Origin of the sequence: Pseudomonas defluvii (assembly GCF_001695625.1) — a bacterium.
Classification (GTDB): domain Bacteria; phylum Pseudomonadota; class Gammaproteobacteria; order Pseudomonadales; family Pseudomonadaceae; genus Aquipseudomonas; species Aquipseudomonas defluvii.
In genome coordinates this window covers 40,374-54,779 of the sequence record NZ_MBPN01000030.1, presented here as the reverse complement: position 1 = coordinate 54,779, position 14,406 = coordinate 40,374, and the positions used below count along the sequence as shown (strand labels likewise).

The 14,406-nt window shown below is 60.5% G+C and carries 13 protein-coding genes and 1 pseudogene; 4 read left to right on the top strand and 10 right to left on the bottom strand.

Translation table 11 applies throughout. The annotated features are described in order from the left end of the window. The 3 genes from ptsN to EKA13_RS10905 all read left to right on the top strand — a co-directional run. A partial coding sequence (gene ptsN / locus EKA13_RS10915; RefSeq protein WP_065759403.1) for a PTS IIA-like nitrogen regulatory protein PtsN occupies nucleotides 1–453 on the top strand: 453 nt, incomplete at its 5' end. Between the two features lie 2 nt (nucleotides 454–455). After that, nucleotides 456–1,310 carry an RNase adapter RapZ gene (rapZ, locus tag EKA13_RS10910; protein ID WP_065759402.1) on the top strand — a complete coding sequence of 285 codons (855 nt, stop codon included), beginning with the start codon at nucleotides 456–458 and terminating at the stop codon, nucleotides 1,308–1,310. 18 nt (nucleotides 1,311–1,328) lie between these two features. Then, nucleotides 1,329–1,601, top strand: coding sequence for an HPr family phosphocarrier protein (locus tag EKA13_RS10905; protein WP_065759401.1), 273 nt, complete (start codon nucleotides 1,329–1,331; stop codon nucleotides 1,599–1,601). Between the two features lie 104 nt (nucleotides 1,602–1,705). On the opposite strand, the pseudogene EKA13_RS10900 reads toward EKA13_RS10905, so the two are convergent. The 3 genes and pseudogenes from EKA13_RS10900 to pmbA all read right to left on the bottom strand — a co-directional run. After that, nucleotides 1,706–1,894, bottom strand: a pseudogene (locus EKA13_RS10900) (metallopeptidase TldD-related protein); the annotation flags it as partial. A 46-nt stretch (nucleotides 1,895–1,940) separates the two neighbouring features. Beyond that, nucleotides 1,941–2,186, bottom strand: a complete 246-nt coding sequence (locus EKA13_RS10895; RefSeq protein ID WP_065759399.1) for a hypothetical protein — start codon at nucleotides 2,184–2,186, stop codon at nucleotides 1,941–1,943. 228 nt (nucleotides 2,187–2,414) lie between these two features. Next, nucleotides 2,415–3,761, bottom strand: a complete 1,347-nt coding sequence (pmbA, locus tag EKA13_RS10890) for a metalloprotease PmbA (RefSeq protein WP_065759398.1) — start codon at nucleotides 3,759–3,761, stop codon at nucleotides 2,415–2,417. Between the two features lie 108 nt (nucleotides 3,762–3,869). On the opposite strand from pmbA, the gene yjgA reads away from it, so the two are divergent. Then, nucleotides 3,870–4,394, top strand: coding sequence for a ribosome biogenesis factor YjgA (gene yjgA / locus EKA13_RS10885; RefSeq protein WP_065759397.1), 525 nt, complete (start codon nucleotides 3,870–3,872; stop codon nucleotides 4,392–4,394). Nucleotides 4,395–4,436: 42 nt separating this feature from the next. On the opposite strand, the gene tldD is transcribed toward yjgA, so the two are convergent. The 7 genes from tldD to mreC all read right to left on the bottom strand — a co-directional run bounded on the left by tldD (nucleotide 4,437) and on the right by mreC (nucleotide 14,369). Beyond that, on the bottom strand, nucleotides 4,437–5,876 hold the full coding sequence (tldD, locus tag EKA13_RS10880; protein ID WP_065759396.1) for a metalloprotease TldD: 1,440 nt from the start codon (nucleotides 5,874–5,876) through the stop codon (nucleotides 4,437–4,439). Nucleotides 5,877–5,878: 2 nt separating this feature from the next. Beyond that, on the bottom strand, nucleotides 5,879–6,730 hold the full coding sequence (locus EKA13_RS10875; RefSeq protein WP_065759395.1) for a carbon-nitrogen hydrolase family protein: 852 nt from the start codon (nucleotides 6,728–6,730) through the stop codon (nucleotides 5,879–5,881). Next, a complete protein-coding gene (locus EKA13_RS10870; RefSeq protein ID WP_065759394.1) occupies nucleotides 6,730–10,545 on the bottom strand; it encodes a YhdP family protein in 3,816 nt (1,271 codons plus the stop codon). Before EKA13_RS10870 ends, EKA13_RS10875 begins: the two co-directional genes overlap by 1 nt. 88 nt (nucleotides 10,546–10,633) lie before the next feature. Beyond that, nucleotides 10,634–12,091, bottom strand: coding sequence for a ribonuclease G (gene rng / locus EKA13_RS10865; RefSeq protein ID WP_065759393.1), 1,458 nt, complete (start codon nucleotides 12,089–12,091; stop codon nucleotides 10,634–10,636). Between the two features lie 85 nt (nucleotides 12,092–12,176). Beyond that, entirely contained in the window at nucleotides 12,177–12,782 is a 606-nt protein-coding gene (locus tag EKA13_RS10860; protein WP_065759392.1) for a Maf family protein, read from the bottom strand. A 34-nt stretch (nucleotides 12,783–12,816) separates the two neighbouring features. After that, on the bottom strand, nucleotides 12,817–13,305 hold the full coding sequence (gene mreD, locus EKA13_RS10855) for a rod shape-determining protein MreD (protein WP_065759391.1): 489 nt from the start codon (nucleotides 13,303–13,305) through the stop codon (nucleotides 12,817–12,819). Next, entirely contained in the window at nucleotides 13,305–14,369 is a 1,065-nt protein-coding gene (gene mreC, locus EKA13_RS10850; RefSeq protein ID WP_083199786.1) for a rod shape-determining protein MreC, read from the bottom strand. Before mreC ends, mreD begins: the two co-directional genes overlap by 1 nt. Nucleotides 14,370–14,406 lie beyond the last annotated feature (37 nt).

Sequence of the window (14,406 nt, the reverse complement as noted above, 5' to 3'; positions counted from 1 at the left end):
GAAGATATCCTGACCCCCGGCCGTTCACTTGTGAACGTGCCGGGCGGCAGTAAAAAACGCGTACTCGAACACATTGCCAACCTGATTGACCGGGAAGTACCGGATCTGGAAATGCAAGATGTCTTCGAGAGCCTGATTGCCCGCGAAAAACTGGGTTCAACCGGTTTCGGCAACGGTATCGCCATTCCACACTGCCGCCTCAGTGGCTGCACCGCACCGATCAGTGCGCTGCTCCACCTGGATGCCCCCATAGATTACGACGCCATCGATGGTGCTCCCGTAGACCTGCTGTTCGTACTGCTGGTTCCGGAAGCCGCCACCGACGAGCACCTGGAGCTGCTGCGCCAGATCGCCAGCATGCTTGACCGCAAGGACGTTCGCGAAAAACTGCGTGCGGCCGGCGATAGCCAGTCCCTGTATCAGGTCGTACTGGATGTACAGAACGGGCACTGAACATGCGTTTGATCATCGTCAGCGGCCGGTCCGGCTCAGGTAAAAGCACTGCCCTCGATGTGCTTGAGGACAATGGCTACTATTGCATCGACAACCTTCCAGCCGGCTTGCTGCCGCAGCTTGCCGAAAATGCGCTGATCAATACCGAACTGATGCAACCCAAGGTTGCCGTGTCCATTGATGCACGCAACCTGCCAAGCCATCTATCCCGGTTCCCGGAACTGCTTGAAGATGCACGCAACCGGCATATCCAATGCGATGTGCTGTATCTGGACGCCGATGAAGAAACCCTGCTCAAGCGCTTCTCGGAAACCCGTCGCCGTCACCCGCTGACCAACGCTCAGCGCTCGCTGGCTGAGGCCATCCGGGTCGAGACCGAACTGCTCGGTCCTATTTCCGATCTGGCCGACCTGAAGATCGACACCACCAACCTCAACCTGTACCAGCTCAAAGACTCGATCAAGCTTCGCCTGCTCAATCAACCCGAGCCGGGTACTGCGTTCCTGGTCGAATCATTCGGCTTCAAGCGTGGAATGCCCGTAGACGCTGACGTGGTGTTCGATGTGCGCTGCCTGCCCAACCCCTACTGGAAGCCAGAACTGCGGGATCACTCCGGGCTTGAGCAACCGGTAATCGACTACCTGGCCGCCCAGCCGGATGTCGAAGACATGTTCCAGGATATCTCCGGGTATCTTCTCAAATGGCTACCCCGCTTTGCCGCCAGCAACCGTGCGTATGTCACCATTGCCATCGGTTGTACCGGTGGTCATCATCGCTCGGTCTATCTGACCGAACGCCTGGGTCAGTTGCTGCAGCAATCGCTGAAGAACGTCCAGGTCCGCCACCGCGACCTCTAGCCACAGGACTCTTGTGCGATGCCTGCTCTTGAAATAACCATCATCAACAAGCTGGGCCTGCATGCCCGCGCAGCCGCAAAATTCGTTGGCGTTGCCGGCCGTTTTCCTTGCCAGGTACGAATTGGCCGTGCACCGGACAAACTGGTCGATGGCAAGAGCATCATGGCCGTGATGATGCTCGCAGCAGGCAAAGGTACTCAGGTACACCTGCACACCGAAGGTGAAGACGACACAGAGGCACTCAACGCACTGGTTGAGCTGATCAACAATCGCTTTGACGAAGGCGAATAACGCACAAGCATTCTACTGCCCCCTTGTCTCACACAGCCGCGTGCCCTTCTGGTAGCCCAACACCAAGCCGAGCTACCAGACGTAGGATCCACTACGACAGTTGCTCAATCACTCACGATATCTAGTTGTTCAATCAGAAGCGAGCGCCCCAATGAGCGTCCAACGGGCTCGCGATCACGGCCTACAGCAACGATTTGCTTGAACAGTGCGTTCATATTGCCCGAGACAATAAACGGGTTCAGCGCATGCTGCACCTCGCCATGCTCAATCCAGAAACCAATGCCGCGCATGGAGAACTCACCGCTTCATCAGGCGAGAATCCCTCATTCAGGTCGATGCTCACCTCAGCCTTGCACTGACCAACGTAGACTGCCAGCCCAAGCCAAGCTGTAGCGTCGGTGTACAGGGGTCCACGTGATCATCTGCCACCCGCTGCACACGGTGTGCCGTACGCAGCGCAAGCGCTTCACAGGCATCGGCACCTTGTGCGCGAGCCTCAGCAAGCAGCACTTCGACATGCGCCTTCAAGTCGGGCAGATTTTCAGGCCCTACAGCCTCCGGCGCCTTGTTCACATCATTCATCATTGGGAAATCCTTTTCTTGAGCCAGGTAAAGTGAGGCCTGCGCAGCGCTAACGCGCACGTTCGCCGGGCAAGCGATACGTTCAAGAAGGACGAACAGCGAAGAAGGGCTTACGCCACGACAGTACGAGAGTCCGTTTCAGTGTTCGTATCCTTATCGAACGACAGAACGGACTCTACGCCTGCAAACAGATGACCTGATCCTACATAGTTATGGCCAGGCCCAAGGGAATCAGCTACCAGCGACCGTCATTTTCTCGATCAGTACGGAGCCAGTGTGGATATTGCTGCGGGTTTCCAGATCATTACCGATTGCAACGATTTGCTGGAACATGTCTTTCATATTGCCGGCGATCGTCACCTCCTGAACCGCAAACTGGATCTCACCGTTCTCCACCCAGAAACCTGCCGCGCCACGGGAGTAATCGCCTGTCACCATATTCAGGCCATGCCCCATCAGTTCAGTGACCAACAGGCCGCGCCCCATGCGACGCAGCAGTGCAGCCTGATCTTCATCACCATGGGTGACAAACAGGTTGTGCACACCACCGGCGTTGGCGGTGCTCGGCATGCCCAGTTTGCGCCCGGAATAAGTGCCCAGAACATAAGACACCAACTCACCGTTTTTGACGAATGGCTTGGCATAGGTTGCCAGCCCATCACCATCGAAGGCCGCACTGCCCAAGGCACGCTGCAGGTGCGGACGCTCATCCAGGGTCAGCCAATTCGGGAACAACTGCTGGCCCATGGCGCCATCGAGGAACGACGATTTGCGGTACAGGTTTCCACCGGAGATCGCCGACAGGAAGCTGCTGAACAGCCCACCGGCCAGTTCCGCCGAGAACAGCACCGGCACCTCGCAGGTGGGTACCGGGCGCGCGCCCAGACGGCTGGCAGCACGCTGCGCAGCGCGCCGGCCAATGCTCTGCGGGTCGGCCAGCAACTCGCCCTGACGATTGACGTCATACCAGTAGTCGCGCTGCATCTGCCCATCGCCCTCGGCGATCATCACGCAACTCAAGCTGTGACGCGTCGAGGCATAACCGCCGATGAAACCATGGCTGTTGCCGTAGACGCGGCAGCCCTGATGGGTATTGAGGGTGGTGCCATCAGCATTCTTGATCCGTGGATCGGCCTCGAATGCCGCCGCCTCGCAGGCCAAGGCCTTCTCGATGGCCTGTTCCGGAGTGATGTCCCAGGCATGGTAAAGATCGAAGTCCGGCAAATCGCGAGCCATCAACGCGGCATCAGCCAGCCCGGCGCAATCGTCTTCGGAGGTGTGCTTGGCAATCGCCAGTGCGGCAGCAACGGTTTCACGAATCGCCTCACTGCCGCTGGCCGAGGTGCTGGCCGAACCTTTGCGCTGACCAACGTACAAAGTGATACCAAAGCCTTGGTCACGGTTGAACTCAACCGTCTCTACTTCACGTTGACGCACCGAGGTCGACAGCCCCTGCTCCAGCGAAACGGCTACTTCGCAGGCACTGGCGCCTTGGCGCCGGGCCTCGGCAATGATCTGCTCGACCTGCTCCTGCAGTGCCGGCAGGGCTTGCGGACCTACGCTCTGGACTGAACTCATGGTCTTCTCCACTCAAAATCTGCTCTCGGCACGGGTCAACTCACGACCGGGCCGGACAAGCGGCCCCCGACTGGTTATCATGGCGGCGTTTCCACGCGGACTGCCACCATGGTTGATTCTTACGACGATGCCTTCGACGAAGGCGAAAAAAGCAAAACCCAGATCAAGCGCGAACTGCATGCGCTGGTCGACCTCGGCGAGCGCCTTACAACGCTCAAGCCGGACACCCTGGCACGCCTGCCGCTGACCGACGCCCTGCGCCGGGCCTTGGCCGATGCCAGCAAACACACCGCCCACATTGCCCGTAAACGCCACTTGTCGTTCATCGGCAAATTGATGCGCGATCAGGACATCGAGGCCATTCTTGCGCTGCTGGACCAACTCGATGCCTCCACTCGCCAGTACAACGAACGATTCCACAACCTTGAACGCTGGCGCGACCGTCTGATCGGCGGCACCGACGAAGACCTCGAGCGTTTCGTCAACGAATACGCCGAAGCGGATCGCCAACAGCTGCGCTCGCTGATCCGTCAGGCCCAGCATGAGCTGGCGCGCAACAAGCCGCCAACTGCCAGCCGCAAGATCTTCAAGTACATCCGCGACCTCGACGAAACCCAGCGCGGCCTGCGCTGATCTTCGTAGCCGAGCCGGCACCCTGCCGGCTCGACCTTTTCGTCATGCGCCCGTGCCACCCACGGTGATCGCATCGATCTTCAGCGTCGGCTGACCCACACCCACAGGCACCGATTGCCCATCCTTGCCACACGTGCCGACACCACTGTCCAGCGACAGGTCGTTACCGACCATCGACACACGGCTCATGGCCTCCGGCCCGTTACCGATCAGGGTCGCTCCCTTCACCGGCGTGGTAATCTTGCCGTCCTCGATGAGGTAGGCCTCACTGGTGGAAAACACGAACTTGCCACTGGTGATATCCACCTGCCCGCCGCCAAGGTTTGCGCAGTACAGGCCACGCTTCACCGAAGCGATGATTTCAGCCGGGTCGCTATCACCGGCGCGCATGTAGGTGTTGGTCATGCGCGGCATCGGCAAGTGTGCATAGGACTCACGCCGGCCGTTACCGGTGCGCGCCATCCCCATCAAGCGGGCATTGAGCTTGTCCTGCATGTAGCCTTTGAGGATGCCGTTCTCGATCAAGGTGGTGCATTCGGTGGGGGTACCTTCGTCATCGACGCTCAGCGAGCCGCGGCGCCCTTCCAGGGTACCGTCGTCGACAATGGTGCAGAGACTGGACGCGACCTGCTCCCCCAAACGACCGCTATAGGCCGAGCTGCCCTTGCGGTTGAAATCACCCTCAAGACCATGGCCGACCGCTTCATGGAGCAACACCCCTGACCAGCCCGGGCCGAGAACCACCGGCAATGTCCCGGCCGGCGCCGGAACCGCCTCAAGGTTGACCAAGGCCTGACGCAATGCCTCACGGGCATAGCCCATGACACGCTCATCGGTGAAGAAACGGTAGTCGGTGCGCCCGCCGCCGCCGTGGCCGCCGCGTTCACGGCGACCATTCTGCTCGACGATCACGCTGACGTTGAAACGCACCAGCGGTCGCACATCGGCAGCCAGGCTACCGTCGGCGGCCGCGACCAGGATGCGCTCCCAGACGCCGGCCATGCTGACACTGACCTGCTGGATACGTGGGTCCAGCTTGCGGGTTGCCGCATCGACACGCTTGAGCAGCTCGACCTTCTCGGCACGGCTGATGACCTCAAGTGGATTGTCCGGCGAGTACAACTGCACCACGTCCTGGCTTTTGAACGCCTGAACACTGCCGTTCTGTCCAGCTCGGGAAATTGAACGGGCAGCACGAGCCGCCGAGCTCAAGGCCTCAAGGTTGATCGCATTGCTGTAGGCGAAACCGGTTTTTTCACCGGATTGGGCACGAACACCTACCCCCTGATCGAGGTTGAAGCTGCCCTCTTTGACAATGCCGTCCTCCAGTGCCCACGACTCGGAAATCTGCCCCTGAAAGTACAGGTCGGCGGCATCGATACCGGGCCCGGCCAGCTCACCGAGCACCGACTGCAGGCTGTCCAGGGTAAGACCACCTGGCGCCAGCAGGTGCTCACTGACGGTGGATAACAACTCGCTCATAGTCACTCCGAGGTGTGCGCAGGCCGCAAGGCGTCCTGCGAAAAAAAGCGCCGGTGCAAGGCCACCGGCATCCGCGCCCGGATGGACGCCTGTTCGCTGCTGTCGCGTTCGGCCAGCAGCACGGCTTCGCCGGTGTCCTGTTCGGCGACGATGCGCCCCCATGGATCGACGATCGCCGCATGACCAAAGGTTTCCCGTGGACCGGGATGAGTGCCGCCCTGAGCCGCAGCCAACACATAACACTGCGTTTCAATAGCCCGGGCACGTATCAGCACTTCCCAGTGTGCGGCACCGGTTACCGCGGTAAACGCCGCCGGCGCACTGATCAATTCAGCCCCCGCTTCGCGCAAGGCGCTATAGAGCTCCGGAAAGCGCAGGTCATAGCAAACACTGAGCCCCAGACGGCCAACCGGCGTATCGGCCACGACCACCCGACTTCCATGGGCATAATCATCGGACTCACGATAACGGCCACGGTTGTCGGCCACATCGACATCGAACAGGTGCAGCTTGTCGTAGCGCGCCACCTGCTGCCCCTGATCGTCGATCAGCAACGAACAGGCATGGGCTTTCGCGTCGGGCTGCCCGACCGGCGGCAAAGGCACGGTTCCGGCCACAATCCATAACCTGAGGTCACGTGCCGTCTGTTTCAACCACGGCAGGATTGGCCCCTCGCCAAGCGCTTCGGCTCGGCCGATTGCGGCACTGTCACGACGCCCCATGGCCGCAAAGTTTTCTGGCAAGACTGCCAGCCGCGCACCGCCATGGGCTGCACGCTCAAGCAATGCGTGGGCCTGGGCCAGGTTGCCAGCAATATCGCTCTGGCTGACCATCTGAATCACGGCTGCTTTCATCAACGGTTCTTCTCGAAAGGTTTGATAAAGCTAATCTTAGGCTCTTTCCACGGGCCTTCGACGCGATAGTGCACGCTGGCATAACGTGCCACCCGATCCCCCAGCAGGCGGTCAACCAGGAACAGGGCACCGCCAATGGCCGGCGCACCGACAATCAACGCCGCCAATGGCAGGTTGTTGGTCACCGGCAAGGTCACCAGCAGGTTGGCATCGATCTGGTCTCGAACCATGTCCAGTGTGCCATCCAGCTCCAGATTACTTGAGGGCCCCGTCACGGTGATCGGTTCACGCGTCACGTAGACGCCCTCACTGGCGACCAACAAGCCTTTGACCCGGTCATAACTCAGGCCTTTGCCAAGCAGGTCGGAGAAGTCCAGGCGCAAGCGACGGCCAATCGAGTTGAAGTTCAGCAGACCAAACACCCGCAGCGCCTGAGCACCACCTTCCACCTCGACAAACTGGCCTTTGCGTAGCGAGGCATCAAGGCTGCCGGAAAACCGCTTGAGGCCAACCCAGGCGGGCGAGCCTGGCCAGCGGCCGTCGGCGTCCAGACGAAAATCCCGACTGGTCACGGTCGGTGCGAACTTCCAGGCCTTGAGCACATCTGCCACGTCCTTGCCTTCCAGACGGCCCTTGTACCAACTACTGCTCGCCCCCGGCACACCCTCCCAGCCAGCGTTGCCATCAATCATCAAGCCTTTGAGATTGAGGTCCAGATCCTTCAGCGCTACGCCCTTGGCCGTGGGCCGCAGCTTCAGCGACCAACTGCCCAACAGATCGTCACCCAGGAACAACTTGCCGATGGTCAGGTCGACTGCAGGAATTTTGCGCGGATCGACAGTAGCCAAGGGGTCAGGGGCATCCGGGGCCGTAACCTCAGCGGGATCAGCCGACGGCAGATGAATGGTCTGCAAATTAAGGGTGATCGGTTGTGCCTGGTTATCCGGCAGGCGCGCATTACCTATGACCTCCTTGCTGTCCAGGCGCACGCCCCAACTGTCATTGCTACGGTTGACACGAACCACCGCCTGGTTGAGGTCAAGACCGAATGCCTTGACCTGCCCAATGCTCACATTGGCACTCTGGAGGGCTTGCCGGGCACTGCCGCCTGGATCGTTTCCGGCATAACGTTCCAGCTGTTTCTGCCAAAGCGCCACGTCCAGCTCGGCCAGCTTGCCACTCAACCGCACGCCCTGGGCAGAGGGCAACTGGGCATTGCCTTCGCCAAACAACAGTTCGCCGCGCCCTTGGCCGGGCTTGCCCACCGGCGATGCGTACACCAGGTTGGCAAGGTCTGCGTAATCAACATCGTAACGGCGCTCAGGGCCTTGCAGGTTCATCCGAAACTGGCTGTTACGCACCTCGCCAGCGGATTTGCCAAACGGTGCAGGCAAGTCGATTGCCAGCCCCTTGAGCGTGGAGTTGATCGTCAGTTGATTGCTGCGGCTACCCAAGGCTACCTGCAGCTCGTAGGGCAGTTCGCCAGACAGCGGCAAGGCTTGGTTGAACTGCAGCCAGTCGGTCAGCGCCTTGAGCCCGATCTGCCCCTTGGCAGCGAGGCGGGTCTGCAACTGACCGGGCTTGCCTTCCGCGAAAATCTGCGCAGTGAACGGCTTGTCGAACGCCCGGGCCGTAATGCCCTGACCGCTCAGACCTTTGTCATAATCAAATCGAAAATCGCCCTTGAGCTGGCTCAATTCCAGCGCCGGCTCACGGATCTTGAGGCGTGCATCAGCCGTACTGAAGTCCACAAGCACCTTGGGCTGTTGCCCCTTCACCAGTGGAACATCGAGCTTGAGCTTGCCCACCAGGCTGCCCTCGCCCTCCCAACCGGCAAAGGTCGGCCCGGTGCCAATAGGTGCCTCCTGGAGAATCTTCAGACCATCGCCAAGCCCGCCGGAAAATTCGCCATCAAGGTACAAGTGGCTGTGCTCGCCACTGTCCACATGGGGAATATCGACTATCACGTTGCTGACCTGGGTATTGAGCAACTCCCCACTGCGGGCCTTTACCCGCACCCCGGCATCGTCGATGAACACGTCGCCGTCGACGTTGCGCACCGTCGGCCAGCCCGGCTGAAAATCGAGGGCCGCATCATGCACCTTGAAAAACAGGCTGATGCTCCGAGCCTCAGGGGATGCCCCGTGGTTCAGCGAGCCCTGGTACTGAAAATAGCCCTCATCGACCGCACCCTTGAGAATTGCCGTGCGCAGCCACTCATCCAATGCGGGGCTCAAGACTGCCGGCAGGTACTTGCCAGTGTAACGACCGTCACCCTCGACCAGACCGACACGCAGGTCCATGTAGTCCTCAAGCGCAGGGTCGAAGAGCAGACGAATCAGGAAATCGCCAGCGATCTTGCCTTCCTCTCCCAGCACCTTGAGGTAAGGCGCAATGAGGGTGAAGCCGTCCTGATCCAGACGCCAGGTCAAGCGTGCATTGGCTTTCTGGTAATGCCAGGGTTTGGCGAAGATAGGATCGAGATGCAGCATGAATGCATCGGTATCAAGGCGTAGCTCACCCTGACCAAGGTCACCACTGATGCTGCCACTGACGTTTCCTGCCGCCGGTGCACCGTGGTAGGCCGAAAACCCCACCCGGTCGAGGTTGGCTGCAAAGCTCAGGCGCTGATCGCCACTGGCCTTGGGTCGAATATCCAGCCGCACGTTGCGCAAGCCACCGGTCACCTTGAGACCATCAACCACGGCCATCAGAGTGTCCGGCAGCGGAGCCAGGGCATCGATCAACGGCGTGAGCGGGGCAAGGTCCAGGCGATCGGCCTGCACCTCCCAGGTTTCTTCGGTTTTCTCGGTGGCCGCCAACTGGCGCAACTGGATACGAGATTCCCAGCGGATTTCGCCCAGGCTCATCGCCAGGGAGTCTACGGCCACTTCGAAGCCCTGCTCGCTACGCTGGAACCAGGCGTTGAGGGCCAGGTTATCCAGGGCGATGGCTTTGCGCCCGGTATAGGCACCGCGCAACCGCGGCGCGTTCATGCGCACCACCGCACTGCTCACCGCACCGTTCGACCAGTTGAGCCAGACCTCGCCGCCACTACGCAACTGCTCGGCCTTCCACTGCCCCAGCCATTTCGGCGGTATCCACTTGGCCCAGTCACTCTGCGGCAGGCTCAGGTACGCCTCTAGTTGCGCCTCACGCCATTGAGCCGGGCGAATCCGGCTGCGCAGGCTCAAGGCCAGCGGCTGGCCGTCGGGCAGGGTCGCACGCGCATCAAGACGCTGGCGCACACTGCCGGTCTGTAGCCCGAGGCTGACATAGGTAAGGGTTGTCGGATCACGCTGGAACGGCTCAAGGGTCACCTGGCTGTCGAACAGGGAAACCTTCGAGACCACCTGAAGTTGGGTCAGCACCTGCTCAGGGTCGAGTGATTGCGCTTGCGTGACGGGCAAACCCTTCAGCGCCCAACGGCCATTCTCATCTTCATGCAGGCTCACCTGCAGGCCACCCAACTCGATCTGGGCAATGCGTAGCTGACGCTCCATCAAGCTGGCCCAAAGGTCTGGCACGACCCTGACCGCATCCAGGCGCAAGGCGTTGGGGCCATCACCCAACTGCACATCACGCACCAGCAAAACCGGCGCCAACCCACTCCAGCGCCCCTCCAGGGCGCCGATATGGACAGGCATGCCCAAGGCCTGCTCGGCCTTGTCCTGAGCGTCATTCCGGTATTCAGCCACCAACGGCACCAACTGCCGCCCAAGGCTTACGTAAAGTGCGACAAGCACTGTCAGCAGGGCGCAACCGCCCAAGCCCCAGCGAGTCAATGCGATCAGAACGCGCGTCAGACGTTCCATGTCGATGTCTCCCCGAGTCGAGCTTTAACTATGGCCCGGACTACCGGCTTTGCCAGCAGCCACAGCTCAAATGAACAACAAAAGCGAATCAGAGCAGCACCACATCATATTGTTCCTGGGAATACATCGACTCGACCTGGAAGCGAATCGTTCGCCCGATGAACGCCTCAAGTTCGGCAACATTGCCAGACTCCTCGTCGAGCAACCGGTCCACCACCTTCTGGTTGGCCAGCACTCTATAGCCTTCAGCCTGATAGGCGCGGGCCTCGCGAAGGATTTCCCGGAAAATCTCGTAACAGATTGTCTCGGGTGTTTTCAGCTTGCCGCGACCATGGCAACTGATGCAGGGCTCGCAGAGCACCTGTTCGAGGCTTTCACGGGTGCGCTTGCGGGTCATCTGCACCAGGCCCAACTCGGTGATACCAATGATGTTGGTCTTGGCATGATCACGTTCGAGCTGCTTCTCCAGCGTACGCAATACCTGGCGCTGATGCTCTTCGTCTTCCATGTCGATGAAGTCGATGATGATGATCCCGCCAATGTTGCGCAGGCGCAGTTGCCTGGCAATCGCGGTTGCCGCCTCCAGGTTGGTCTTGAAGATGGTCTCTTCAAGGTTGCGATGCCCGACGAAAGCCCCGGTGTTCACATCGATCGTGGTCATCGCTTCAGCCGGGTCGACCACCAGATAACCACCGGACTTGAGCGGCACCTTGCGGTCCAGCGCACGCTGGATTTCGTCCTCGACGCCATAAAGGTCGAAAATCGGACGCTCACCCGGGTAATGCTCCAGCCGGTCGGCGATTTCCGGCATCAGCTCGGCGACGAACTGCGTTGTTTTCTGGAACGTTTCCCGAGAGTCGATGCGGATCTTCTCGATTTTCGGGTTAACCAGGTCGCGCAGGGTACGCAAGGCCAGGCCCAGATCCTCATAAATGACGGTCGGCGCCCCCACGGTCTTGATCTGATTACCAATCTGCTCCCAGAGTCTGCGCAGGTAGCGAATGTCCATGAGGATTTCATCGGCGCCCGCGCCTTCGGCAGCCGTGCGCAGGATGAAACCACCGGCATCCTTGATATTTTCCTGGGCCACGCAGTCACTGACCACCTGTTTGAGACGCTCACGCTCGGCTTCGTCTTCGATTTTCAGGGAAATACCGACATGGCTGGTGCGTGGCATGTACACCAGATAACGCGAAGGAATCGAAAGCTGTGTGGTCAGACGAGCGCCCTTTGAGCCGATAGGGTCCTTGGTCACCTGCACCACCAGGCTCTGACCTTCATGCACCAAGGCACTGATGGTTTCGACTGCCGGCCCTTCACGCAGGGAGATTTCCGACGCATGGATGAACGCTGCGCGCTCCAGGCCAATATCGACAAAAGCTGCCTGCATACCCGGCAGTACACGCACCACCTTGCCCTTGTAGATGTTGCCGACAATCCCGCGGCGCTGGGTACGCTCGACATGCACCTCTTGCAGGACACCGTTTTCCACCACCGCCACGCGTGATTCCATCGGCGTGATATTGATCAGAATCTCTTCACTCATGGCTGGCTCTCGTCAAAGGTGTTCAGGTAATGATGGCTCGCTCATGGAAGACTGGCGAGCGCAGGCAGCTTCAGTGCATCCTCGCTCAACAGGCCTGTAGGCGTTGCCAGCAAGGAATGCCGAACCGCGCCAGCAGTTCGGCCGTTTCACAAAGCGGCAAGCCGACAACGGCGGAATAACTACCACTCAGGCCCTGCACAAACACGGCCCCCAAGCCCTGGATTGCGTAAGAGCCGGCCTTGTCATGCGGCTCGCCACTCTCCCAGTAAGCCTGCGCTTCGGCCGGGCTGATCGAGCGAAACGCAACGCGGCTGCTCACAGACAGGCTCTCGCAACGGGAACCGTCGGTAATGGCAACAGCGGTCAACACCTCATGCTCGCGCCCGGAAAGCGCAGCAAGCATCGCCAGGGCTTCGGCACGGTCCTGCGGTTTACCCAAGATCTGCCCATCCAGAACCACCGCGGTATCAGCCCCCAAGACCGCCAAGGGCGCGTGCGCCTCCGTGGCGGCGAGCATTGCCAGCCCGGCCAATGCCTTGCCACGCGCCAGGCGCTCGACATAGGCACAGGCCGACTCACCGGCCAGGGGGGTTTCATCGATGGAGGCACTGATGACCGTGAATGGCACACCAATCTGGGTCAACAGTTCACGACGGCGTGGCGAACCAGAGGCCAGGTACAGCGGGGTCATCTTGACGTCTCCCTGTCAACGGCGGGCAGTGGAATCAGTGGATGCCGAGTCGGCGGCGCAAGCCTTGCAAGGCATAGCTGATCCAGGGCCAGAGCAAGGCACTGACAACGGCAGGCCAGAGCAAGGCGAGGGTCGGCTGGCGGTTACCGGTCAGGGCGCTTAGCCACAGTTGGACCAGCTGCGCCAGACCAAAGATCACCAGCACCACCAGGCTCTGTTGCCACATGGGGAACATGCGCAACCGCTGCTGCAGCGACAGGATCAGAAAGCTGATCAAGGTCAGCACCAGTGCGTTCTGTCCCAACAGGGTCCCACACAGCACATCGGACGCCAGGCCGAGCACAAAAGCCGTAGTCATTCCGACCTTGTGCGGCAGCGTCAGCGTCCAGAACACCAGCAATAACGCCAGCCACAAGGGTCGCAGGTGATCGGAGCCCTCTGGCATGGGGGCAACGCTCAACAGTATGCCGATCACGAAGCTCAGCCAAATGACCCAGCCATTTCTGCTTTGGGTACTAACCATTAGTGTCTCTCCCGGGAGTGGACCGGCGCAGCACCTGCGCCACGGGCCGGGGCAGTTGCCGCGGGAGCAGGTGCAGCAGGCACTGCAACAGGTGCCGTGGCAGCAGGCGTGGCCGGCGCGGGCGCAACCGTGGCCGGGGCATCACCTGGCACGGCGAGCTTCTGCCGGTCCGCGGCTTCCTGGGCCTGAGCCGCTTCGGTGGCACGCTGCTCAGGAGAACGACTGTCACTGAACACCAACAGCATGTAGCGGCTGCGATTGAGTGCCGCCGTTGGCACCGCACGGACAATAGCGAAGGGCTGGCCTGAGTCGTGAATGACTTCCTTGACCGTGGCCACCGGATAACCGGCCGGGAACCGCTGACCGAGGCCAGAGCTGACCAGCAGGTCGCCCTCCTTGATGTCGGCGGTATCGGCAACATGACGCAGCTCAAGGCGCTCCGGGTTGCCGGTACCGCTGGCAATGGCGCGCAAGCCATTGCGGTTGACCTGCACGGGAATGCTATGGGTGGTATCGGTGAGCAGCAGCACACGGGACGTGTAAGGCATCAGTTCGACCACCTGCCCCATCAGGCCGCGAGCATCGAGCACGGGCTGGCCCAGAACGACGCCATCACGCTCGCCCTTGTTGATCAGGATACGGTGGGTGAACGGGTTCGGATCGATACCGATCAGCTCGGCGACCTCGACCTTTTCGTTAACCAATGCCGAGGAATTGAGCAGTTCGCGCAAACGCACGTTCTGTTCCGTCAGGGCAGCCAGCTTCTGCAAGCGACCTTGCAGTAGCAGCGCCTCGGTCTTGAGTTTCTCGTTCTCGGCCATCAATTCGGCACGGCTGCCGAACTGGTTGGAGATGCCCTGCCAGAACTGCTCCGGCAGGTTGGTAACCCAGTAGGCTTTGATCAGTACCCGCGACATTTGCTGACGCACCGGCTGCAACACCGAAAAACGCGCGTCGACCACCATCAGGGCGACCGAAAGCACCACCAGCACGAGCAAGCGAACACCCAGTGAAGGGCCTTTGGCGAAAAGCGGTTTAATGGGCCGTTCCTCGTGGGCGACTATTCAGGAGGTCAATCATACGGCAACACACGTGCCGACG